At 38.9% G+C, this 22,363-nt stretch carries 21 protein-coding genes and 3 pseudogenes; 17 read left to right on the top strand and 7 right to left on the bottom strand.

All coding sequences use genetic code 11. The annotated features are described in order from the left end of the window. The first annotated feature begins 1 nt into the window (after position 1). The 4 genes from odhB to ACQKKK_RS09610 all read left to right on the top strand — a co-directional run bounded on the left by odhB (position 2) and on the right by ACQKKK_RS09610 (position 5,073). Positions 2-1,270, top strand: coding sequence for a 2-oxoglutarate dehydrogenase complex dihydrolipoyllysine-residue succinyltransferase (gene odhB, locus ACQKKK_RS09595; RefSeq protein ID WP_427615870.1), 1,269 nt, complete (start codon positions 2-4; stop codon positions 1,268-1,270). 236 nt (positions 1,271-1,506) lie between these two features. Continuing rightward, the gene (locus tag ACQKKK_RS09600) at positions 1,507-2,259 is read left to right on the top strand and encodes a DeoR/GlpR family DNA-binding transcription regulator (RefSeq protein WP_427615872.1); all 753 of its coding nucleotides are present in this window, start codon (positions 1,507-1,509) and stop codon (positions 2,257-2,259) included. Beyond that, positions 2,259-3,179, top strand: coding sequence for a 1-phosphofructokinase (gene pfkB / locus ACQKKK_RS09605; RefSeq protein ID WP_427615874.1), 921 nt, complete (start codon positions 2,259-2,261; stop codon positions 3,177-3,179). Before ACQKKK_RS09600 ends, pfkB begins: the two co-directional genes overlap by 1 nt. 4 nt (positions 3,180-3,183) lie before the next feature. Then, entirely contained in the window at positions 3,184-5,073 is a 1,890-nt protein-coding gene (locus tag ACQKKK_RS09610) for a PTS fructose transporter subunit IIABC (RefSeq protein ID WP_427615876.1), read from the top strand. A gap of 45 nt (positions 5,074-5,118) precedes the next feature. Here ACQKKK_RS09610 and ACQKKK_RS09615 read toward each other — a convergent pair whose 3' ends face one another. Then, positions 5,119-5,487 (bottom strand): VOC family protein, encoded by a 369-nt coding sequence (locus ACQKKK_RS09615; protein ID WP_427615877.1) that lies wholly within the window; start codon positions 5,485-5,487, stop codon positions 5,119-5,121. A gap of 187 nt (positions 5,488-5,674) precedes the next feature. Between ACQKKK_RS09615 and ACQKKK_RS09620 the strand changes: the two genes are divergently transcribed. From ACQKKK_RS09620 to ACQKKK_RS09630, 3 genes are all read left to right on the top strand, one after another. Beyond that, on the top strand, positions 5,675-6,079 hold the full coding sequence (locus ACQKKK_RS09620) for a secondary thiamine-phosphate synthase enzyme YjbQ (protein ID WP_427615879.1): 405 nt from the start codon (positions 5,675-5,677) through the stop codon (positions 6,077-6,079). Positions 6,080-6,117: 38 nt separating this feature from the next. Further along, positions 6,118-6,693, top strand: a complete 576-nt coding sequence (locus tag ACQKKK_RS09625) for a GNAT family N-acetyltransferase (protein WP_427615881.1) — start codon at positions 6,118-6,120, stop codon at positions 6,691-6,693. A 110-nt stretch (positions 6,694-6,803) separates the two neighbouring features. Next, on the top strand, positions 6,804-7,403 hold the full coding sequence (locus ACQKKK_RS09630) for a cell wall hydrolase (protein WP_427615883.1): 600 nt from the start codon (positions 6,804-6,806) through the stop codon (positions 7,401-7,403). Between the two features lie 65 nt (positions 7,404-7,468). Here ACQKKK_RS09630 and ACQKKK_RS09635 read toward each other — a convergent pair whose 3' ends face one another. Further along, positions 7,469-8,056: a metalloregulator ArsR/SmtB family transcription factor gene (locus ACQKKK_RS09635; protein WP_427615884.1), complete on the bottom strand. Its 588-nt coding sequence runs from the start codon at positions 8,054-8,056 to the stop codon at positions 7,469-7,471. A 157-nt stretch (positions 8,057-8,213) separates the two neighbouring features. Here ACQKKK_RS09635 and trhA point away from each other — a divergent pair, with 157 nt between their 5' ends. Then, complete coding sequence (gene trhA, locus ACQKKK_RS09640) at positions 8,214-8,858, top strand: PAQR family membrane homeostasis protein TrhA (protein WP_427615885.1); 645 nt, start codon at positions 8,214-8,216, stop codon at positions 8,856-8,858. Positions 8,859-8,888: 30 nt separating this feature from the next. Further along, the gene (locus tag ACQKKK_RS09645; protein WP_427615886.1) at positions 8,889-9,440 is read left to right on the top strand and encodes a YusW family protein; all 552 of its coding nucleotides are present in this window, start codon (positions 8,889-8,891) and stop codon (positions 9,438-9,440) included. A 258-nt stretch (positions 9,441-9,698) separates the two neighbouring features. On the opposite strand, the gene ACQKKK_RS09650 is transcribed toward ACQKKK_RS09645, so the two are convergent. Next, complete coding sequence (locus ACQKKK_RS09650; protein ID WP_427615887.1) at positions 9,699-10,271, bottom strand: biotin transporter BioY; 573 nt, start codon at positions 10,269-10,271, stop codon at positions 9,699-9,701. A gap of 297 nt (positions 10,272-10,568) precedes the next feature. Here ACQKKK_RS09650 and ACQKKK_RS09655 point away from each other — a divergent pair, with 297 nt between their 5' ends. Both ACQKKK_RS09655 and ACQKKK_RS09660 read left to right on the top strand, forming a co-directional pair. Continuing rightward, complete coding sequence (locus ACQKKK_RS09655; protein ID WP_427615889.1) at positions 10,569-11,090, top strand: hypothetical protein; 522 nt, start codon at positions 10,569-10,571, stop codon at positions 11,088-11,090. 17 nt (positions 11,091-11,107) lie between these two features. Then, positions 11,108-12,649: an SPFH domain-containing protein gene (locus ACQKKK_RS09660; protein ID WP_427615890.1), complete on the top strand. Its 1,542-nt coding sequence runs from the start codon at positions 11,108-11,110 to the stop codon at positions 12,647-12,649. Positions 12,650-13,669: 1,020 nt separating this feature from the next. On the opposite strand, the pseudogene ACQKKK_RS09665 reads toward ACQKKK_RS09660, so the two are convergent. Further along, a pseudogene (locus ACQKKK_RS09665) lies at positions 13,670-13,873 on the bottom strand (transposase); the annotation flags it as partial. 8 nt (positions 13,874-13,881) lie between these two features. On the opposite strand from ACQKKK_RS09665, the pseudogene ACQKKK_RS09670 reads away from it, so the two are divergent. Then, a pseudogene (locus ACQKKK_RS09670) lies at positions 13,882-14,070 on the top strand (IS3 family transposase); the annotation flags it as partial. Positions 14,071-14,261: 191 nt separating this feature from the next. On the opposite strand, the gene ACQKKK_RS09675 reads toward ACQKKK_RS09670, so the two are convergent. Continuing rightward, the gene (locus ACQKKK_RS09675; RefSeq protein ID WP_427615892.1) at positions 14,262-15,881 is read right to left on the bottom strand and encodes an ABC-F family ATP-binding cassette domain-containing protein; all 1,620 of its coding nucleotides are present in this window, start codon (positions 15,879-15,881) and stop codon (positions 14,262-14,264) included. Between the two features lie 340 nt (positions 15,882-16,221). Between ACQKKK_RS09675 and ACQKKK_RS09680 the strand changes: the two genes are divergently transcribed. Further along, on the top strand, positions 16,222-16,623 hold the full coding sequence (locus ACQKKK_RS09680; RefSeq protein WP_427615893.1) for an RDD family protein: 402 nt from the start codon (positions 16,222-16,224) through the stop codon (positions 16,621-16,623). 411 nt (positions 16,624-17,034) lie between these two features. On the opposite strand, the gene ACQKKK_RS09685 is transcribed toward ACQKKK_RS09680, so the two are convergent. Further along, positions 17,035-17,274 carry a hypothetical protein gene (locus ACQKKK_RS09685; RefSeq protein WP_427615894.1) on the bottom strand — a complete coding sequence of 80 codons (240 nt, stop codon included), beginning with the start codon at positions 17,272-17,274 and terminating at the stop codon, positions 17,035-17,037. Positions 17,275-17,762: 488 nt separating this feature from the next. Between ACQKKK_RS09685 and ACQKKK_RS09690 the strand changes: the two are divergent. Both ACQKKK_RS09690 and ACQKKK_RS09695 read left to right on the top strand, forming a co-directional pair. After that, a pseudogene (locus ACQKKK_RS09690) lies at positions 17,763-18,143 on the top strand (transposase); the annotation flags it as partial. A 578-nt stretch (positions 18,144-18,721) separates the two neighbouring features. Further along, entirely contained in the window at positions 18,722-20,971 is a 2,250-nt protein-coding gene (locus tag ACQKKK_RS09695; protein ID WP_427615895.1) for a HelD family protein, read from the top strand. Positions 20,972-21,010: 39 nt separating this feature from the next. Here the strand turns inward: ACQKKK_RS09695 and ACQKKK_RS09700 are convergent, their stop codons facing one another. After that, positions 21,011-21,532, bottom strand: coding sequence for an N-acetyltransferase family protein (locus tag ACQKKK_RS09700; protein ID WP_427615897.1), 522 nt, complete (start codon positions 21,530-21,532; stop codon positions 21,011-21,013). 142 nt (positions 21,533-21,674) lie between these two features. On the opposite strand from ACQKKK_RS09700, the gene ACQKKK_RS09705 reads away from it, so the two are divergent. Together ACQKKK_RS09705 and ACQKKK_RS09710 are read left to right on the top strand one after the other, a co-directional pair. Further along, positions 21,675-21,866, top strand: coding sequence for a hypothetical protein (locus tag ACQKKK_RS09705; protein WP_427615899.1), 192 nt, complete (start codon positions 21,675-21,677; stop codon positions 21,864-21,866). An 80-nt stretch (positions 21,867-21,946) separates the two neighbouring features. Next, positions 21,947-22,360: a hypothetical protein gene (locus ACQKKK_RS09710; protein ID WP_427615901.1), complete on the top strand. Its 414-nt coding sequence runs from the start codon at positions 21,947-21,949 to the stop codon at positions 22,358-22,360. Positions 22,361-22,363 lie beyond the last annotated feature (3 nt).

The following is a 22,363-nucleotide window of genomic DNA, read 5'->3' on the forward strand; positions in this document are numbered from 1 at the left end:
AATGGCTGAAGTAAAAGTACCTGAATTAGCAGAATCAATTTCTGAAGGATCTATTGCGCAATGGTTAAAACAACCCGGTGATCACGTTGAAAAAGGCGAATATGTCCTTGAACTTGAAACGGATAAAGTAAACGTGGAAATCATTTCAGATTATACGGGTACACTTTCGGAACAATTAGCAGAAGAAGGCGATACTGTCCAAGTTGGACAGGCTATCGCTATCGTTGATGAAAATGGGTCAGCTGCAGCAGCTCCAAAAGCGGAAGCTCCTAAGGCCGAAGTAGCCAAAGAAGAACCAGCTAAAGCGGAACAAGCGGCTCCTGTTAAAGAGGCTCCTAAAGCTGAAACGAAAGAAGCATCATCAAATCAACAAGTCATTGCTTCACCAGCTGCAAGGAAATTGGCTCGTGAAAAAGGAATTGACTTGACTCAAGTGCCTGTAGTCGATCCACTTGGTCGTGTACGTGTACAAGATGTAGAAGCAGCAAGTAATGCACCTGTGACACCTGCAGCAGCTCCAACACAAGCTCCTGCAGCTAAACAAGCAGCAGCACCTGTTGAAGTGAATGATGATCGCATTGAAGTGGTGAAGATGACTCGCCGTCGTCAAACCATTGCCAAACGTCTAGTTCAAGTACAATCCGAAGCAGCCATGCTTACTACTTTTAACGAAGTCGATCTTTCTGCAGTTATGGAATTGCGTAGCCGCCATAAAGATTCTTTCGTGAAAGCAAATGATGTTAAACTTGGTTTCATGTCATTCTTCACTAAAGCGGTCATTGGCGCATTGAAAAAATATCCGTTATTGAATGCAGAAATCAAAGGCGACCATATCCTGAAAAAGAACTTTTATGATATCGGTGTAGCGGTATCCACTGATGAAGGTCTTGTTGTTCCGGTGGTAAGGGATGCTGACCGCAAAAGCTTTGCTGAAATCGAAAAGAACATTTCTGATTTGGCTGTAAAAGCGCGTAACAACAAACTGGGACTTTCAGATTTATCTGGTGGTACTTTTACTATCACAAACGGAGGGACTTTCGGTTCCCTATTATCTACACCTATCTTGAATGCCCCTCAAGTTGGAATCTTGGGCATGCATACAATTAAGACTCGTCCAATCGCTGTTGGAGATCAAATCGAAAACAGACCAATGATGTACCTTGCATTATCTTACGATCATCGTATCGTTGATGGAAAAGAAGCGGTTGGTTTCTTAGTAGCTATCAAAGATATGCTAGAAGATCCAGAACAACTTTTACTTCAAGGCTAATAATAATATGAAACCCCCCCATGTCAAAATGACATGGGGGATTTTTTTGTGAAGGAGTTTAACTGAATGGTATATTTTCATTGAAAAAAAGATAATGGGAGTCATGAAAAGGGTTTATCTCTGTTTTGAATGTTTTTGAATGTATTTTTGAATGAATTTGAATATTTTTAAATGTTTGTGATTGATTATTCCTTTGTTTTCATATATGATGATGATATTAAAGTGAGGTGGGCGGATTGTTGACAACTGAAAGGCACCAGTTCATCTTATCGATCCTTAAAGAACAGGGAACGATTAAGCTTCAGGAGCTTGTAGATCAGTTACATGCTTCGGAATCGACCATTCGGAGAGATTTAGTACAGCTCGAAGAAATGAAGCTCTTGAAACGCGTGCATGGCGGGGCATCTTTACTTCAAAGAAAAGGCCTTGAACCAACAACTATTGAAAAGCAAAACAAAGCATTAGCTGAAAAACAACTGATAGCAAAGCTGGCGTCTTCATTCATAGAGAAAAATGATTGCATATATCTTGATGCAGGCACAACCACTGCGGAAATGATTCCTTATTTAAAGGATAAGAATATAACGGTCATGACAAATGGTCTTATGAATATTCCAAAACTTATTGAATTGGAAATCAAAACAGTCTTAGTGGGCGGAACGATTAAATTCTCGACAAATGCGGTTATAGGAAGTAATGCTGTACAATTTTTAAATGAATACCGTTTTGATAAATGTTTCTTGGGAATGAACGGCATCCATCAAGAATTGGGTTTCACAACACCAGATCCGGAAGAAGCTCTGCTGAAGAAGATGGCATTACGACTCTCTAACGAAACCTACGTGCTTGCTGACAGTACAAAATTAAATGAAGCTACTTTCGCTAAGGTGGCAGATGTAAGCGATGCCATAATCCTTACTGACAGCAATGATGAAGAGGCTGTTGCTCAGCTCCATAAAAATCCAAAGGTAAAGGTCGTGACCATTTAATGATTTATACAGTAACACTTAACCCATCCATCGATTATCTGGTCGAGGTGGATAGTTTTAAAATGGGCAAGGTGAATCGAACTAGTTATGATGCCAAATTCCCTGGAGGAAAAGGGATTAATGTTTCCCGGGTGCTTAAAAGGCTTGGAAACAGTACAACAGCTTTAGGATTCATAGGTGGACAAACAGGTGAATTTGTAAAAAGGTTTTTAAGACAGGAAGAGATTTTCACGGATTTTACAGAGATAACAGGAGATACAAGAATAAACATTAAATTGAAAACAGGGCTTGAGACCGAAATCAATAGCCAAGGGCCAGTTATTTCAAAAGGGAATTATCAACAATTATTTAGTCAGATTGAACAGTTGAAAAATAATGATATTCTCATTTTGTCAGGGAGCATCCCTCCAAGCGTCCCTTCGGATGTATACGAAGCCATGGCAAAGTCTTGTTCTGATAATGGCATTAAAGTGGTAGTGGATACAAGTGGTAAGGAATTACTGGGTGTCCTTCCACATCGGCCATTTTTGATAAAGCCTAATCACCATGAACTGGGTGAACTTTTTTCTACCGAAATTAGAACGGTTGATGATGCTATTGAATATGGTTCTAAATTGGTTCATTCAGGAGCACAAAATGTTATCGTTTCAATGGCAGGACAGGGTGCCGTGCTTTGCTCCGGTGGTGAGTCATATTCCGCTAATGTGCCAAAAGGTAAAGTCCTCAACTCGGTGGGTGCCGGTGATTCCATGGTGGCCGGTTTCATCGGGACATATGAAAAGACAGACGATATTTTATCTGCTTTCCGATTCAGTCTTGCAGCAGGAAGTGCTACAGCCTTTTCATCCGATCTTGGTACATTAGATAAAATCGAAGAGTTATTACCGCAAATTGATATCAATCAACTAACAGGAGGCTGACTCTATGAAAATTACAGACTTGTTGAAATTGGATACAATCATAATCAATCTACAAAGTGTTACAAAGCAAGCTGTCATTGATGAACTGTCAGGGAAGTTAGCCGAGGCCGACAGGTTAAACGATGTGGAGGCTTTCAAAGCTGCCATCTTAAAACGTGAACAACAAAGCACGACAGGGATTGGTGAAGGGATAGCCATACCACACGCTAAAACAAATGCTGTGAGGGCACCTGCCATCTGTTTCGGCAAATCGGTTAATGGTGTGGATTATGAATCGCTTGACGGACAGCCAGCTCATCTGTTCTTTATGATTGCAGCAAGTGAAGGAGCGAATGCGGATCACTTGGAAACCCTTTCCCGGCTTTCTTCATTACTGATGGATGAAAAATTCAGAGAGCGATTGATCTCGGCTTCTTCTGGTGAAGAAGTGTTAGAGATAATCAATCAAAAAGAGATGGAAGCAGATGAAGAAGAAAGAGAAGAACAGCAATCAAGTGATGCTGCCAGCGGTAACAAAAAAGGGAAAATCCTTGCTGTTACAGCTTGTCCAACAGGAATTGCCCATACTTATATGGCTGCTGATGCGTTAAAGGCCAAAGCGAAGGAAATGGGAATCGATTTCAAAGTGGAAACAAATGGATCGACAGGAATCAAAAATAGTTTAACTGCGGCAGAAATTGATGAGGCGGATGCGATTATCGTTGCAGCGGATAAGCAGGTGGAGATGGATCGTTTTAATGGTAAACATGTCATTATTGTCCCGGTTGCCCAGGGGATCCGGAAGCCCGAGGAGCTGTTAAATAGAGCCTTGAATCAGGATTCACCCGTTTACAAAGGAACTGGGAATGATAAAAGTGACGAAGGTGATTCATCAAAAGGAGGGCTGGGGATTTACAAGCACTTAATGAATGGCGTAAGTAATATGCTTCCATTTGTTGTAGGAGGCGGAATCTTGGTTGCGCTTTCTTTCTTTTTTGGAATTGAGGCAGCCGATCCGGCAAATCCGGCTTATAATCCCATTGCCAAAGCATTAAGTGATATTGGCGGGGGAAATGGTGCCTTCTTCTTACTTGTCCCTGTCCTGGCTGGATTCATTGCTTCAAGTATTGCCGACCGTCCGGGTTTTGCTCCTGGTATGGTTGGGGGCTTATTGGCAGCACAGGCTCATGCCGGTTTTCTTGGCGGACTAATCGCCGGTTTCCTTGCAGGTTATGTCGTTTTATTATTGAAAAAATTGTTTTCCAAGTTGCCACAGAACTTCGAAGGGATTAAGCCCGTTTTACTTTATCCTGTATTCGGTATGTTAATTACAGGATTGATCATGATTTTTCTCATAAATGAACCAGTAACCGCAATTAACATGGGCCTGACCAACTGGCTGCAAGGTTTATCAGGTACGAATGCTATTTTGCTTGGATTGATTCTAGGAGGTATGATGGCTGTAGATATGGGTGGGCCCCTGAATAAAGCCGCTTTCACTTTCGGACTTGCAGCTATTGAAGCTCAAAGTTTCGGACCTCATGCTGCCGTAATGGCAGGTGGAATGGTACCTCCTCTAGGAATTGCCTTTGCGACTACATTCTTTAAAAGTAAATTCAGTGAAATGGAAAGAAAGTCTGGATTCACTAATTACTTTATGGGTGCGTCATTCATTACAGAAGGAGCCATTCCTTTTGCGGCGGCGTATCCATTGCGCGTTATCGTCAGCAGTGTTGTAGGAGCAGCGACAGCAGGAGCCCTGTCAATGGCTTTTGGTGTAACTCTGCCCGCACCACATGGAGGAATTTTTGTCATCCCCCTTGTCAACCATCCTTTTCTCTATTTGCTGGCCATTTTAATAGGATCCCTCATTACCGCTTTAATGTTGGGGTTCTGGAAAAAGAAACAGAAATAATTAATAATACAAAGCGGGTCCAAATTTATTATGGACCCGCTTTTATTATATCCATTCCAAAATTTCAATCCGATTGCCGAAGGGATCGGATATATAAATCCGGTTCGCCCCAGGTAACCTTTTGTCTTCAGTAAAAGAAACACGATTCGTTATTAAATGTTGTTTAAAGTCTCTAAGATTTTCTACTTCAAGTGCTGGATGGGCTTTTCTCGCGGGAATGAACTGATCTTCCGTTCCAACATGAATTTTGATCGATCCTGATTCGAACCATACTCCGCCACTTGACCTTAAGGCTGCAGGCTTATCCACTTCCCGGAACATTAGAATCTCAGTGAAAAACTTCCTTGATTGGTCCTCGGTATTTTTGGGAGATGCTAATTGGAAATGATCGATTGCTTTAAAAATGAAACCCATTTTTCTCCCCCCCCTCTCGCTTCCTTATATATCCAATATTAAAATAAAAAGATCAATAAAAATAGCTTGTTTTTTTAATCGCCATCGATAGGTTTTGCTTATCGTTCGTTCTTGAATCGTTTATTAAAGCATAAATGTCATGTTTATGGGTAAAGGAGTTTTAAAAAGAAGAAAGGAGTGGATGTACATGCTAAAGAAAAACACCTTAAAAACAACTAAAAGAGATGATATGATTGATGTTACGGCAGAAGTGCAGGAATTCATCAATGAAAACTTGATACAAGAGGGGGTAGCTCTTATATATTGTCCGCATACGACAGCAGGGATCACGATTAATGAAAATGCAGATCCCGATGTCAAAAAGGATATGCTAAGAAGATTGGATGAGCAATACCCATGGAATCATACATTGGATTTACATATGGAAGGAAACACGGCTGCCCATTTGAAATCAAGTACGGTTGGTTCTTCACAACAGGTGATCATCCATAAAGGTACTTTAATCCTTGGTACATGGCAGGGGATATATTTTTGTGAATTCGATGGTCCCAGAGATAGGCAATATTTCATTAAATTATCTGTCGATCGTTAAAATGGAAGGTACAGTCAGGAACAAGAGGAGGAAAAGGATTGGACGATGTTTGGATTGAAGGAAGCAAAGTAATATTGCGGAACGTTAAACAAGCCGATTTAAAACGTTTATGGAGCCTGAAATATGGAGAGGTCAATCCAGAATGGAAGAAGTGGGATGCACCTTACTTTCCTCTTGAAATCATGGATTACCATACTTATATCGATAAAGAAACAAAGCACAGAACCTATGATGGGAAAATGGGGACTTATTCCGAGCTGTTAATGGAAAAAAACGATCAAATAATAGGTTCTGTTGTATATTACTGGGAACATGAACCATCACGTTGGCTGGAAATCGGGATTACGATTTTTGAGCCCAAGTATTGGAATGGCGGGTATGGGACAGAAGCGTTAATGATGTTCATAGACTATTTATTCGAAAACTTGGAGATTGAGCGGGTTGGACTGACGACATGGTCAGGTAATGAACGTATGATGGCTGTTGGGGAAAAGGTAGGCATGCAAGTTGAGGGAAGAATGAGAAAATGCCGTTATTATGATGGTTATTATTATGATTCAATCAGAATGGGTATACTACGTGAAGAATGGAATGGGAATCTTCAAAATTTCTAAGTTAATTGGCCCGTGAAAGTTTTTCCTTGGTTTCCTTGGAAAAAATTTAGCACTGTTTTCTCCCATATGGTCTGTTATCCTAGGAAGATGCTTAACGAGGAGGTTACAAGATGAAATTATCAGTATTAATAACCGTGATAATGACTCTAAGTGTCATCGTACTTGGGATAGCTATTCCTAAGGGAGCGACCAGTATAGCTTCTGATGGAGCAACCAAACATGTCATTAAACAAGGTGAATCGATATGGGATATTGCGAAGCAGTATGGTGTCCCAATCAAAAAGTTAAAAGAAGTCAATAATAATGTAAATAATGTTGCCGAACCTGGTAAAACATTGGTTATTCCACATGCAATGAATGAAAATGATAAAGAATTATTAGCAAGGCTTGTGCATGCAGAAGCCAAAGGGGAGCCTTACAGAGGAAAGGTCGAGGTGGCAGGAGTAGTTTTGAATCGCCTTGATAGCAAAGAATTCCCTGATACGGTCCGGGAAGTGATATATCAAAAAAACCAATTCTCGCCCGTTGCTGATGGCAGTATAAACAAAGCAGCCGGAGATGATGCCAAGAAGGCTGTCAATGAAGCATTGGCTATTCATGGCTACACAAATGATGCCTTGTATTTTTGGAATCCCAGTATTTCGGACAGCGAATGGATGAAACAATTGGAGGTAATCAAAATCATCGGCGGCCATCATTTTGCCATATAAACTACATTTCAAGAACCGGTCTCACCAACTAAGGGAGGCCGGTTTTTCATGCATAAAACTAACCCTTAAACAATTTCAGCCCACATCTCGCGGGGATTCAGTTCATAAATACTGTTTTCCCGGTACATGATGCTTCCGATAATGAGTTCACGTCTTATCGTTGCGTAATCATCATGGAATGACTGGATGAATTCATTCAGTTCTTTTTCTGAATATTTACGTCCCTTTTCCAAAAGACCTGCAATATGATAAAGAACGATCATTTTCTTCTTTCTTTGTGCTGGTATGGTTTTTAGTCGACCATCTGGTGTAAAAAAGTTTTCAAGGATCTTTTTATGCTCTAAAATCAGCTTTTGTTTATCCACTTTATTGGAGTCCCCCTTATTTGAAACGATTTTAGGCAATGCTGAAGAATAATGCTCTAGGACATCTTCATTCAAAAAATAATATACCGTATTTTTTTCCCTCCGATCCTTCACTAAATTAATTTCCTTCAATTTCGTTAAATGGTGTGAAATTGTCGGGGCAGTCAATTTTAATATTCCCGCAAGAGCCTGTCCGTGTTTTGGACCGTTTGCCAGAATGGATATAATCCTAATCCTGGTCACATCACCAATCGTTTTATGGAAAGCGACCAATTTTTCTAATTGCACTTTTATCCCCCTCTGTAATTAGATTGTTATCTAATTAGATGATAATCTAATTAGTGGAGGATATCAAGCTAATATTCACTTTTCTATATTGATTGGAAGATCTGATGTATACTTTAGGGGAATACTAAAAAATTATCCGGTATTAAGGAGCTGTAACATGGCCAATACACATGTTTATACAAAAAAAGAAGAAGTAGTCAATGCGATAACCCACGGTGTCGGGGTTTTGTTAAGTATTGCGGCACTTGTGTTTTTAATCATATTCTCAGCCCAGACAGGATCGCCTTTAAATGTTGTCATTTCAGTCATATATGGTGTTTCCATGCTTCTTTTATACGTCTCTTCCACGTTAGTGCATAGTTTTCCAGAAGGTAAAACAAAGGATATATTTGAAATCTTTGATCATTCAGCCATATATATATTCATTGCTGGAACATACACGCCCATCATGCTTCTTGTGATCAAAGGGTCACTAGGCTGGACACTGCTAGGTATCATTTGGGGAGTTGCAATCATTGGCGTCGTCTTTAAAGCTTTCTATGTGAAAAAGTTCCTCTTCCTTTCGACGATTCTTTATATTGCCATGGGGTGGATGATCGTTATCGTTTGGGGACCACTTACAGCAACGATGCCTTCAGCTGGTATCCAGTTACTGATTGCTGGGGGATTGCTTTATACGTTTGGAGCCATCTTTTATGTTTGGCGCGGTTTTCCGTTCCATCACGCGGTTTGGCATGTATTCGTGCTTGGGGGAACTGCCACACACTTTTTTGCGGTATTGTTTTATATCCTACCACTATGATCACTTGGGCGATTTGATGTATCTGAGAGATTGGTTGAGGTTTTAAATGACTCCTATAAGGAAATAATTAAGGTAAACAGACTAAAGGAGGAAAAAACTAATGAGAAGATCAATCAAAATATAGTGCCGTTTGCCACTATGCTTGTTTTGGCTGGATGCGGCGAAGAAAATGATGAAGTGAAAAACCCACCGGTTCAGGAAAATGAAAATCAAGCGGAAAATAATCCTGAAACAGGCACGGATAATAATGAAAAACTGCCTTTCACATATAAGGATTTTCAATTAGAAGTGGATTATACCGGCAATGATAACGAATACGAAGCTGAATATGATACCATGGGAGCTCAAACAGAAGCTTCGATTGAGGATAAACTTAACAAACACGAAGTTCACGGTGATGAAGCAATGAAAGAATTGACCCCGATTCTAGAAAAATTGACATTCACCAAAGATTCAACAGATGAGGAAGTCATTCAAGAAGTGACAAAAGCTTTTAATTTGAAGGATGACTATCAAGAATTTGATTTAGAGGTCGTTTACGAAGATGGTACAAAAAAAGAATATAAAGTGAATAATAAGTAACTAAAATACGTTTTCATATTCCGCATGTTCATATGTGCCTTCAATAGTTGTCAAATTACTGTTCCTATAGTAAAATGATTACGGTTAGCAAAGGGGATAACATACATTTGCTATTCATATTCGGACTTATGGGGATAGGACCGCAATAAATACTTGCAAAAAAGATTCTTTTTTAAGAGTCTTTTTTTTGTAGTGTTCTGGAATTTTGAATAATGAAGAAAAGGGTACCGCTTGCGGTACCCTTTTCTCATTTACCCATTATTGGGAAAGTGGTGCATTTTTTTTGGGCAGCATATTAGCTGATGCTAACCTTGATCGGATTGTAATGCCAAGCCAAGATGCAAGGAATGCCTTTAAAATGCCCACGATTATAAATGGGGCAAAACCGCTGGCAAATGCAACTGTCCATGATAATGAGCTCATATATTTTAACCAAATCGTACCGATGATCAATGTTATGATCATCCCGATAATATTTGCAAGGAAAGCCATTGCAACTGAGAAACGTGTTTTTTCCAAAATCAGCCCGGTAAGATAAGCTGTCGGGATATAGGATAATAAATAACCGCCAGTCGGACCGAATATCTTCGCTAGTCCTCCAGACATTTCAGCGAACACTGGTACTCCTGCAGCTCCTATGAACAAGTATAATAAAACCGAAGAGGTTCCATAACGTGAACCTAGTATAGTGGCTGCCAGACCAATAGCTAGAGTTTGTCCTGTAATCGGTACTAACGGCAGAGGGATTGTAATTTGGGCAAGGATCCCAATAAGTGCTGCAAATAAGGCTGTAACCATCATCATTCTTAATTTTTCGTGACTTTCCCTCATCGTGCTTCCTCCTATTGTAAACCTAGTTATAAAATGAGTTAACATATAAAGAATTTTAATATGATAAGTAAACACTGTCAATGATATTATGATTTTTATTTTAATAAAGTCCTAGTTGTTGCAGTTTCGTAAAACTTGGAAAAAAATGAAACTTTCTGTAACGTCAATCGTATTAATGGTAAGTGAAGTAAATGGGGGGGATTATTGCCATATTTCTTTCAAAAGGAGTTAAAACGCTTATTCTAGGTCTTAATAGTAGTAAGCGGAAAGAAAAATCGAATTAAAAGGATGAAAGAGATGGAGTTATTTGGAGTTCCATTAGAAACAGTCTATTTATATGGATTAATTATATTCGGGGGGCTAACATTCCTATTTATCTTGTTTAATGATATATTTTCTGGCCTGGAATTACCGGATATATTTAATCCAACCCTCATTTTTAGTTTTTTGACCGTATTTTTTGCAAGCGGGTTTTTGCTTGAATCGCTTACAGGACTTAATAGTGGAATCAGTGCAGGCATTTCTGTTCTCATTTCATTTACAATTGTCACCCTATTGAATGTATTTGTGTTGATTCCCATCTCATCGGCGGAGGAAAGCTTAACGTTTCATGACAATGACCTGAGGGGCAGGGTTGGCAGGGTTCTGACATCAGTCCCGGTTGATGGGTTTGGGGAAGTCTTAATCGAAAGCATCAGCGGGAGCATCGCGAAAACTGCGGCCAGTTATAATAATGAAGGAATTGTTTCGGATACAAAAGTCTTGATCATCGAAGTTAAAAATGGGGTTGTCTATGTCATGCCCCATGAGAATGAATAAAAGGTAGGAGGTCATTTATGTTTAGTTTAATTTGGATTGTTGTCGCCATTGTTGCATTTTTATTAATCGCACTTATTGCTGTGTTTGTTACGAAATACCGTACTGCTGGTCCTGATGAGGCCTTGATAGTGACTGGAAGTTACTTGGGCAGCAAGAATGTCCACATCGACGAATCAGGAAATAAAATTAAAATCGTCCGCGGTGGAGGTGCTTTCGTTTTGCCGGTGTTCCAGCAAGCAGAGCCATTGAGCTTGCTGTCAAGCAAACTTGAGGTCTCTACTCCCGAAGTGTACACAGAGCAGGGTGTTCCGGTCATGGCTGATGGTGTATCAATTATAAAAATTGGTGGTTCAATCACTGATATTGCCACTGCGGCAGAGCAATTCCTTGGTAAATCAAAAGATGACCGTGAACAGGAAGCGCGGGAAGTTTTAGAGGGACATCTTCGTTCCATCCTGGGTTCGATGACAGTCGAGGAAATTTATAAAAACCGTGAAAAGTTTTCCCAGGAAGTACAGAGGGTAGCTTCGCAGGATTTGGCTAAAATGGGACTCATTATCGTATCGTTCACAATTAAAGATGTTCGGGATAAAAATGGATATCTTGAATCGCTAGGTAAGCCAAGGATTGCACAAGTGAAGAGGGATGCGGATATAGCTACCGCCGATGCAGAGAAAGAAACGCGAATCAAGCGAGCCGAAGCTTCGAAGGAAGCCCAACGAGCCGAACTTGAGAGGGCAACTGAAATAGCCGAAGCCGAAAAAATCAACAAGCTAAAGGTTGCGGAATTCCGGCGTGAGCAGGATATTGCCAAAGCACGGGCTGACCAAGCTTACGATCTTGAAACGGCCAGATCTAAGCAGGATGTAACAGAACAGGAAATGCAAATTAGGATTATCGAACGGCAGAAGCAGATTGAGTTAGAGGAAAAAGAAATCCTCCGCCGTGAAAAGCAATATGATTCAGAAGTGAAGAAAAAGGCGGATGCCGATCGTTATGCGGTAGAGCAGGCAGCTTCCGCTAACAAGATGAAACAGATTACAGAAGCGGATGCCGATAAGTATAAAATTGAAGCCATGGCCAAAGCGGAAGCGGAACGTGTTCGAATGGACGGTCTTGCTAAAGCGGACGCACAAAGGGCACAAGGTACGACAGATGCGGAAATCATTCGCTTAAAAGGGGTAGCAGAGGCCGAGGCCAAGCAAAAGATTGCTGAGGCTTTTGAACAGTTTGGTCAAGCAGCCGTAATGGATATGATTTTGAAAATGCTGCCTGAGTATGCTAAACAAGTGGCAAGCCCTCTTAGTAATATCGACAAAATTACTGTTGTTGACACAGGTGGAAGCGGTGCGAATGGCGGAGCTAATAAAGTGACCGGGTATGCAACGAATTTAATGGCAACATTGCAGGAGTCATTAAAGGCATCTTCGGGCATTGATGTCAAAGACTTGCTTGAAAATTTCTCAGGGAAGCGCAATTTACCTTTATCCACCATGAATCAAGAGAATGTTGAAGCGAATATTGCAGCAGGCAAGGAAGAGCAGCAGGGAGCGAAATAAGCTAGGTAAGAGCTTATAGAACGCTTCTTACCAAAAAGGTTTCGGAATGGTTTCCCTTCCGAAACCTTTTTTAATTTTATTGGATTTGAGACGCCTTTCCGCGGTTAGGCGGAGCAGTTGTAATTTTTAACAACCTTGGTTTCTTCCTTGATAAACTTATCCGGTCTTTCCACGGTTTACACGATCTTGATTTTTTTTGCACTGGCTCTAACATATGTGGAAAGAAAGCATCCTTATCACCTCAAGTTTACTTCTTCTATTAAAAAAACAAAAAAGACTGCAGGCAGGGGTTCCATCTACATGTTTAAACCAAAGTCATTGGTACGTAAGGGTGCGAGACTCCTGCTTAAAAGCGTGTCCAAGGGAACCCTGCAGTCGCTAAGGAGCCGAGGTTTCCGAACCGTTCGCGGAAATCGAGTTGTTTACAGTCTGAGGTAAGAGGAATAGGCCGCTCTTACCTTTTTTTATTCAACAAATATGATCATCATACTCGGTTCTAAGGAAATTCAACATCTTCTGCTTTTGATGCGAATAATGAAAACAATTAAAGTAAAAGGAAAAGTCATCAAAAAAGAGTGAATTCTTTTCGTCAAAGGCATAAGAGTTTAAAAAATCAGAAATTATATTTTCTTGACCCACTAAGTCGAACAATCCGGATACATAAAATTGATAACTGAATTTATCATATAAAAAAAGGTATCCTGTATCCTCAAAGATATTTTTCACTGAATGACCATCCAATTCTAATTCACTCCTTTCTTACCAATATACCTTGTTATCCATGAAATTATTCAGTGTTATATTTCGTGGAATATCATTATATATTTATTGCAGACTGTTTTTTATACCTTTAATGCATTAAAGGCTGGAAACGAATGCTTGTAGGAATAATCGCAAACGAAGAAAGCACATCCAATAAGGATGTGCTCAGTTTGTAGACAAAAGGGTTCGGAATTAAAACATTCCAAACCCCTTTTGAAATTCCCTTTGAATTTTGCTCAAGATTAAGAAATTGTGCCTCTACGAATCCACTATATTAAGACATTCTTGAACCTTCCATGTCCAATTGGGCCATCTTCTTTACATTCATGGCAGCGAAAATAAGCATCGCCTGCATCGACAATTTTTTAGTCCCCTTAAAGTAGTCCAAGGCATACCATGCTTTTCTTTTGCATCTGCTTCTTCCATATAATTTTGCCAGATATGGCTTGTTACCGAATTTGTTTAGATACGCAGTCATGGAAAACTTCTTTGGCTTGTTAAAATTCGAATGGCTTTATCTCTAAGAGTTTGAAAGTATAGAGCACTTCGAAAAGGAATTAGATGATTATATTCATTACTATAACCACAAAAGAATGAAGGTAAAATTAAATGACCTGAGTCCGATTGAATATCGAACTCAGGTCTTAGAAGCTGCTTAAACTATATGTCTAACTTTATTGGGTCAAATCAAAGCGGTTATATTTAATTGTTAAAACAAAGTTGATTGGAGCGAGTGCCTGAAGTGGAAATCAACGGCCAAGCCATAAAAAACTGTAGACAAACTCGATTTTCATCGAGTTTGTCTACAGTATGAAAGCACATCCAATAAGGATGTGCTTTCATAAAAGTATTACTTGTACATTTCAGCTACTTGCTTTTGCAATTCGCCATTTTCAAGGTACTCATCATAACTAATTTGCTTATCGATTGTACCTTTTGGTGTAAGCTCAATGATTCGGTTCGCTACAGTTTGGATGAACTGATGATCATGAGAGGAGAAGATCATCGATCCTTTAAAGCTGATCAAACCGTTGTTCAGCGCCGTAATCGACTCTAAGTCTAAATGGTTAGTAGGTTCATCAAGCATTAGGACGTTCGAACCGCTTAACATCATTTTAGAAAGCATACAGCGGACTTTTTCGCCCCCAGAAAGGACACTTGCCTTTTTGGTGACTTCATCACCAGAGAATAACATTCTGCCCAAGAAACCGCGCAGGAAGCTCTCACTCTGGTCATTAGGAGAATATTGACGGAGCCAATCGACTAATGTTAAATCGACACCTTCAAAGAATTCTGCATTATCCTTAGGGAAATATGCCTGTGAGGTCGTAACGCCCCATTTGAATGAGCCGCTATCCGGTTCAATTTCACCTGCCAAGATTTTGAACATGGTTGTTTTAGCAATCTCATCTTTACCGACAAATGCAATCTTGTCTCCTTTATTCATCGTGAAGCTGACGTTATCCAATATTTTTATGCCATCGATCGTTTTCGAGATTCCATCTACACGAAGCAGGTCGTTCCCGATTTCACGCTCAGGTGTAAAGCCGACATATGGATAGCGGCGCGAAGAAGGCTGTATGTCATCCAAGCTGATTTTGTCCAATAATTTCTTACGGGATGTTGCCTGGCTCGATTTGGATGCATTGGCACTGAAACGGGCGATGAAATTTTGAAGCTCTTTGATTTTTTCTTCTTTTTTCTTATTGGCATCTTGAGTCAGTTTAAGGGCAAGCTGGCTTGATTCATACCAGAAGTCATAGTTACCGATATAAACTTTGATTTTACCGAAATCGAGATCCGCGATATGTGTACAAACTTTGTTAAGGAAGTACCGGTCATGGGAAACTACGATAACAGTGTTTTCGAAGTTGATTAAGAACTCTTCCAGCCATTTGATCGCTTTTAAGTCCAAGTGGTTGGTAGGCTCATCCAGTAAAAGAACATCCGGTTTACCGAATAGTGCCTGGGCAAGCAATACTTTAACTTTGTCTCCACCGTTCAATTCGGCCATTTTCTTTGTATGCAGGTCTTCTGCTATGCCAAGGCCCTTTAAAAGGATGGAAGCTTCAGGTTCAGCTTCCCAGCCGTTTAATTCGGCAAATTCACCTTCAAGTTCGGCGGCTTTCATTCCGTCTTCGTCCGTGAAGTTTTCCTTCATATAGATGGCATCTTTTTCTTGCATGACTTCGTATAATCTTTCATGTCCCATAATGACAACTTTAAGGACTTCTTCTTCTTCAAAAGCGAAGTGATCTTGTTTTAGAACAGCAAGGCGTTCGCCAGGCCCCATATGGACATCGCCGGATTGTGCTTCAATTTCACCGGAAAGGATTTTTAAGAACGTCGATTTACCTGCCCCATTTGCACCAATCAGTCCGTAGCAGTTACCAGGCGTGAATTTTATATTAACATCTTCAAACAGTTTACGATCGCCATAGCGTAAACCAACATTATTTACAGTAATCATTTATTTACATTCCTCCAAAATCTTTTGTTTCAACGTTTCCAACACTTTGTTGCACTAGTTTTACGCTGATTCACACAAACAGCAGTTTATGTCCATTAATTTATTAAATGCCGTTCGTTAAATTGTATCTTATTTCGTAGGAAAATTAAAGTTAGATTAGCAAAAACAAACGTTTATAAGCAAAAATTACTCAGTAGTTTAATTTTGAAGAACAATTATCGACTGTAATGAAAGTTGTATTTTTTTGCTGAAGAAAATTATGAGCATAAAGACTCATTACACATTAACCTTATAATTGGTAATAAAGGTAACTGTAACTAATACAACAGGAGGGTCATATATGAGCGATTCAGTAGGGTTTTGGAAACGTTTTTTAGCAGGATTTTTGGATTTCTTAATAGTATCTATACCAGTAGCGATAATTTTCGGGTTGATTACTGGTGATTGGGAAAACGAAAACTTTTCAACGTTTGTACACTTTCTTTACTTGTTGATTGTCCCGATACTATGGTATGGCTATACAGTGGGTAAAAGGATAATGGGTATACGTATAGTAAGGGTGGACGGTAAAAAATTAGGCATAGGCACAATGCTAATGAGGCATTTTGTTGCTACTTTAGTTTATGCCGTTACATTAGGGATAGGGTATATTGTCAGTGCATTCATGGTTGGCTTAAGAAAAGATCATAGGTCCATACATGATTTCATAGCTGGTACATACGTGACATCAAATAAACCATGATTAATGGATGAGCAGTTTAATAGCTGCTTTTTTTTATGCGAAAATACAAATTCAAACGGATATAATTTTTCATGGAAAATCCTTGAATGAACTCTAGGTGTATTTTCATCAAATATAAACAGGGCAAATGAAGGGGAATTTACTGATTGTATTGGTGAGGAATTACATAATAAGGAGTAAATATTACATTGGAAACCACGTTAGAATATCTAATTAATTTAACATAATGGCAGTTAAGGTGTTTATAGATATAGGAATAAATAAATGAAAATAACCATATTAAAAGGCTTAATGCTGATTTTAAACATCAGGTCATGAATACGATCATTAAGTACATATGTCAGCGGAGTAATCGGGTGTTGTTCATACATTGTAAATGTAAAAGTACAAAAAAGCACTTAACCTATATGGTCAAGTGCTTTGGTTATTCAGAACTTCTCTATTTTGATTAATGATGATTTTATTTCTTAAAATCATTTCCTTATTATTAAGTCCAACATTCATTTCTTGGGTATTATTCACCTTTTCTAACAGTGATACTACAGATATTTCTAATAATTCAGGGATAGACATATTTGTTTTAGATGATAAAATTTCAAGTTCATGGATTAATTTAGGGGATAGCATTGGTTGTCTCTCATTTATTTCCATGACAGTACCCACTTTCGTAAGAAAATTATTTAATTGTAATTTAAGTATATAATGTGAGTTTCCAATGAAACATTAAATTAGCGTTATTTATGTTAAGAATTGATGACATTTGTGGAAGAAAGGTCTAACCGAGCACGTTCCCCTATTAGGGGAACGTGTCAGAATGTAGACAAACTCGATGAAAATCGAGTTTGTCTACATTTTTTTTTGGCTTGTAAAATTCGAACGTTGATTTCCACTCCAGGCACTCGCTTTCCGCGGGCGGTCCGCCCTCGGCTTTCAGCCTGTGGGGTCTCCCTTGGACGCGCTTTCCCCGCAGGAGTCTCACACCTTCCGTTCCAATCAACTTTGTTTTAACAATTAGATATAACCGCTTTTGCCTACAGTCTTTTTTGTTTTAAAATAGGAGTATAAAAACTTGAGGTGATGACGATGCTTTCGAAACATCATTCTATTCAGCGAGATCAACTTGAAATGATTACTTTACGGGCGAGATTTTAAAGTACTCAACAACAAATAAAGAGGGCTATCGAGAGTACAATTCACCCAAAAACACGTGCGACATGCTCATTTTTATCAAAGTGTACAGAAAGCAAAGACCATCAAAAAGTGGTGACACGCCATATCTGGCAAAATTATATGGAAGAAGCAGATCATCTGTGTCATCACAAGGATGTAAAACCTATATATGCGAAACGTAAAGAAAAAATAGAGAGCGTGTATTCGCAGATGCAAAAGAAAAGCATGGTATGCGTTGGACTACTTTAAGGGGACTTAAAAAATTGTCGATGCAGGCGATGCTTACTTTAGCTGCCATGAATGTAAAGAAGATGGCCAATTGGACATGGCAAAGTCCAAGAATGGCTTAATATAGGGGGCTCATAGAGGCACAATCTCTTAATCTTGAGCAAAATTCAAAGGGGATTTCAAAAGGGGTCCGGAATTAAAACATTCCGAACCCCTTTTGTCTACAAACTGGCACTTTCCCTAATAGGCAAAAGTGTTTTTTAATTACATGGTAAAGGTCATTCCTTGAAAATCATGATCGGCCGGCTCGGCCCATTATGTATTAAACCTAAATGCACGATAAGGGTTCGCCTGATTGATGGGTTTGACATCTTTTTGATATCCAATAAATACACTGCATATCATAATGAATAACGAGAATAGAATAATAGCCATTAATATCATTACATCGGCAAAAGTGATATCCATAGGATGAAATAAAGATAAACTTCCTAATTCAAGAATGGAAATGACATTTTTAAAGATGTAATAATTATATATGTCTCTTTCGTATTTTCTGAAAAGTTAATTTCAACTATATAATTCTATTTGTTCAGATTTGTCAACCATTGGGTTTTCTGATAGTATAAATGTCCATTTCGCCTTAGCATCGGCATTTTTATAAGTTTGATAATTAAACGAGGAAGGGAGAGGGGTTTTATTGGGAAGTCACCCTGATTTTGAACTGGAACGGCAGCGGCTGGATTTTACCAAACGTTATATAGATGTAGTCATCAAAACATCAGAAACAAGCAAAGATCAATTTCAGCGGAATATGCAAGAAGCTTTTGGTGATGCCGATTGGTCTGAATCCGGCTTATATTCTCAATTGTTGACGACAGCCAACTTTTTTGAAATGTCCAAAACTGAACTTGAAAGTTTACGTAAAGCAAGTAAAAAGCCCTACTTTGCAAGAGTGGATTTTGAAAGGAATGATGGTGATAAAGGGGAAGCACTTTATTTCGGAAAAACGTCCCTTTATCAGAGGGAAAGCCAGGAACAGATCATCGTAGATTGGCGTTCACCGATTGCAAACCTCTACTATGAGGGACGGATTGGTGAAATTGAATATGAGGCGGAAGGGGAAACATTTAGCGGGAACATCACCTTAAAGAGACAATTAATGATTGAAGAAGGTATCTTGGAAGAGGTGAGGGACATTGATTTAACAACAACGGATGAATTGTTGCAGGAATCCCTCTCTAAAAGTTCCAGCAATCGGTTGACAGATATCATTACAACGATCCAGGAAGAACAAAATAAAATCATTCGGGCAGATTTGAATAAACCCATCATTGTTCAAGGCGCAGCGGGCAGTGGTAAAACGACAATTGCTTTACATAGGATCTCTTATTTCATTTACCACTATAAAGACTTGTTCGATCCGCGACAATTAATGATTCTAGCCCCGAGCCGGGTGTTCATTGATTACATATCTGAAGCATTACCTGAATTAGGTGTTGAAAAAGTAAAACAATTCACATTTTCCGAATATGTGCAGGCAGCGATAGGAAAGCAAGTGAAGCTTGTGGCGGATGATAAACTAACTCGAATGCTGGAAAAGGATGATGAAGAAATAAAGTCCGCTGTCTGGATATCAGGTCTAAAGGGCTCCCCTGCATTTAAATATATTTTGGACGAATATGTAAAGGATATTTTCAGGGGGTTTCATCCGGATGCAGATTTTTATTGTGATAAATATCGCCTCTATTCCGCTAAGAAGTTCATTAGATTATTGGAAGAGGATTATTGGTATTTACCGTTATACGGCAGGCTGGACAAACTGAAGGGCATTTTACAAAATGAAGTTAAATTGAAAAAGAAAATAATGCTTGATCGTGTTCTTGATTTTTATGAGGCTAAAATTGAGAAGGCACTCAATAAGAATATAAATCCAGACATACGCAAGGAATTTGTTACAAAATGCCTCGATAAAAAAGAGGAAAGAATCGGACAGATCCAAAAAGCGATCCGTTCTTCTGTAAAAGGCTATTTTAAGCAATTCAAAAATAAAGATCTTCTACATTACTATCAGGAATTATACCAAGATCCGGAGCGGTTGGTTTCGTACAGTAATGGTAAACTTACTTTTGAAGATGCAAGTGCTTTATGTGAGTATAATCATAAATTATTTTCTGATAAAAGTTATGAGATGGAGGACTTAGGTGCTTTATTATATCTTCAGGAGCGGCTTTTTGGTGTCGACAAAGAAAACAAAGCAAAAAATGTCGTCATTGATGAAGCTCAGGATTATAGTTTCATGCAGTTACAGGCACTCAAAACAGCAGTGGATACGGATATGTTCACACTTGTAGGTGACCTTGCACAAGGCATCCATTCATACCGGGGGGTACAAACATGGGATGAGGTCCACCATCGTATTTTCCCGCGGGCGACCTACACTGAATTACAAAAAAGCTACAGAACCACTGTTGAAATAATGAAACAAGCTAACAGGATTCTTCAGCTGTTAACCTACGATTTCCCGGAAGTTGAACCTGTAGTCCGTCATGGCAGGGATCCAGAGTTCATTTCCATTGAAAAGAAAGGTTGGGAAGAAGAGCTGATCGAACTTATTGAAAGCCTTAAAGGAGAAGGATTCAAAACGTTTGCCGTTATTGCCAAAACGATGAAAGATTGCAAACTGGCAAACGAGAAACTAAGTGCATTCCATCAAAGCTTTCATTTAATAGGTGAAGCGGGAAACATTCCTAAAGATAAAACGTTAATTGTTCCTTCATATCAAGCAAAAGGTCTGGAATTCGATGTCGTATTTGCAATATCCCTGGAAGAAGCGTATTGCCGCGAAAATGAGCTTGATATTAAACTGCTATACGTAACAATGACAAGACCATTGCACCGGCTTTATTTTTTAGGTAATGAGAAAAATGCTTTCTTAATTGAGACATGAGAGATGGAGGATGGAATGTAACCATCCTCTGGGTTATGCTCACAAATGCAAAAGGATATCCTTAATATCTTCCCATTCAAAACCGACTTCGATGAGCTCGATGCCAGCCATTTTAACGGTTTTTTCAGCTTTGACTTGACCGCCGAGTGCCTTGTAAAAACCGCATGAAGGATTATCCTTTAATGCCCAGATTATTAAATTCTTATGTTCCATTCTAATGAGTTCATGTATGACCGCATTTATCATTTGTCGGCCAAATCCTTGTCGTTGATATTCCTTTAAAATATAGATTGCATATACTTCACCTTGAATATGCGGATCATTCGTTTGTTCAGGTCCACCCGCAGCGAAACCGATGATTTCCCCATGGGCATTTTCCGCAACAAAAGTTGCATTATGCAGCATCTTTAAATTTCTTAACCAGTTTTTTCTTCTTGCTTCCAGATTCAAGGAAGACAAGTATTGATCGGGGAGGATGCCTTTATAAGTCGTTTGCCAGCTGTTTATATGTACATTTGCTATTCCATTTACATCTTCTTCTATGGCTCTCCTGATTTTCATTAAAAACACCTTCTGATTTTAGTATTTTTTTCTAGAATATCATGGAAAAAGTGAATAAGCATTTAATTTATGTTTATAACTTCATGATAAAGGATAAGAAATAAAAGAGAGATTCAATCAGATGAAGGGAAGGATGAAAAAGATGAAATTGAAAGTTGGTTTTTATTTTCCGGGAGGCAAAGAAATAGAGCATGAGGTAGAAGGAGATGACTCAACTCAAATGATTTCAAATATTCAAAAGCACCGTTATTATAATTTGGTTAAAGGCGATTGCCATTATGTCATAGATACGGAAAAAGCTGCTTATTTTTCTGTAACCGAAATATTGGATTGAGAATAAACTGCATTGGACTTTTGTTCCATTGCGGTTTATTCTTTTTGGTGTAAGGAAACCGGAAAAGGGGTTAATGGACAATGAAAATCAATTTTACCAAGAAACAGTTTGAAACATTATTCAAAATGGTTCAGTACGGATATTGGATTGCTTCCGATACTGAAAATAATAAAGAATTCAGTGAGGTTGAACAGTATCTCAATTCCTTTGCCAAAGATTTCGGCATAGAAGGAGTCCAGTTTTTGAAGGAATACGAAATATATGATTTAAGCAGGGAATTGGAGGATCAACTTCATGAAGTCATAGATGAGTATGAAGAAGGAGTATTCAGGGATAAGCTTGCCTATCATCTGGCAAGAAAAGAGTTTGCCGAGGAATCGCAAAACCATGAATATAATCAGGAGGAAGCCTTTAAACGTATCATGGATCTCGAAGAAAAATATCATTTTCATATTGAAGAACAAGGGTTACGGAAATTGAAGATAGAAGTATAAAAA

The organism is Peribacillus sp. NPDC006672, assembly GCF_050274955.1.
Taxonomy (GTDB): Bacteria; Bacillota; Bacilli; order Bacillales; family DSM-1321; genus Peribacillus.

What these genes read in the sequence shown, in the direction of transcription:
- odhB (WP_427615870.1), top strand. Translation starts at nt 2, where the DNA reads ATGGCTGAAGTAAAAGTACCTGAATTAGCAGAATCAATTTCTGAAGGA.
- pfkB (WP_427615874.1), top strand. Translation starts at nt 2,259, where the DNA reads ATGATTTATACAGTAACACTTAACCCATCCATCGATTATCTGGTCGAG.
- ACQKKK_RS09610 (WP_427615876.1), top strand. Translation starts at nt 3,184, where the DNA reads ATGAAAATTACAGACTTGTTGAAATTGGATACAATCATAATCAATCTA.
- ACQKKK_RS09615 (WP_427615877.1), bottom strand. Translation starts at nt 5,487, where the DNA reads ATGGGTTTCATTTTTAAAGCAATCGATCATTTCCAATTAGCATCTCCC.
- ACQKKK_RS09620 (WP_427615879.1), top strand. Translation starts at nt 5,675, where the DNA reads ATGCTAAAGAAAAACACCTTAAAAACAACTAAAAGAGATGATATGATT.
- ACQKKK_RS09630 (WP_427615883.1), top strand. Translation starts at nt 6,804, where the DNA reads ATGAAATTATCAGTATTAATAACCGTGATAATGACTCTAAGTGTCATC.
- trhA (WP_427615885.1), top strand. Translation starts at nt 8,214, where the DNA reads ATGGCCAATACACATGTTTATACAAAAAAAGAAGAAGTAGTCAATGCG.
- ACQKKK_RS09650 (WP_427615887.1), bottom strand. Translation starts at nt 10,271, where the DNA reads ATGAGGGAAAGTCACGAAAAATTAAGAATGATGATGGTTACAGCCTTA.
- ACQKKK_RS09655 (WP_427615889.1), top strand. Translation starts at nt 10,569, where the DNA reads ATGGAGTTATTTGGAGTTCCATTAGAAACAGTCTATTTATATGGATTA.
- ACQKKK_RS09660 (WP_427615890.1), top strand. Translation starts at nt 11,108, where the DNA reads ATGTTTAGTTTAATTTGGATTGTTGTCGCCATTGTTGCATTTTTATTA.
- ACQKKK_RS09675 (WP_427615892.1), bottom strand. Translation starts at nt 15,881, where the DNA reads ATGATTACTGTAAATAATGTTGGTTTACGCTATGGCGATCGTAAACTG.
- ACQKKK_RS09680 (WP_427615893.1), top strand. Translation starts at nt 16,222, where the DNA reads ATGAGCGATTCAGTAGGGTTTTGGAAACGTTTTTTAGCAGGATTTTTG.
- ACQKKK_RS09685 (WP_427615894.1), bottom strand. Translation starts at nt 17,274, where the DNA reads ATGGAAATAAATGAGAGACAACCAATGCTATCCCCTAAATTAATCCAT.
- ACQKKK_RS09700 (WP_427615897.1), bottom strand. Translation starts at nt 21,532, where the DNA reads ATGAAAATCAGGAGAGCCATAGAAGAAGATGTAAATGGAATAGCAAAT.
- ACQKKK_RS09705 (WP_427615899.1), top strand. Translation starts at nt 21,675, where the DNA reads ATGAAATTGAAAGTTGGTTTTTATTTTCCGGGAGGCAAAGAAATAGAG.
- ACQKKK_RS09710 (WP_427615901.1), top strand. Translation starts at nt 21,947, where the DNA reads ATGAAAATCAATTTTACCAAGAAACAGTTTGAAACATTATTCAAAATG.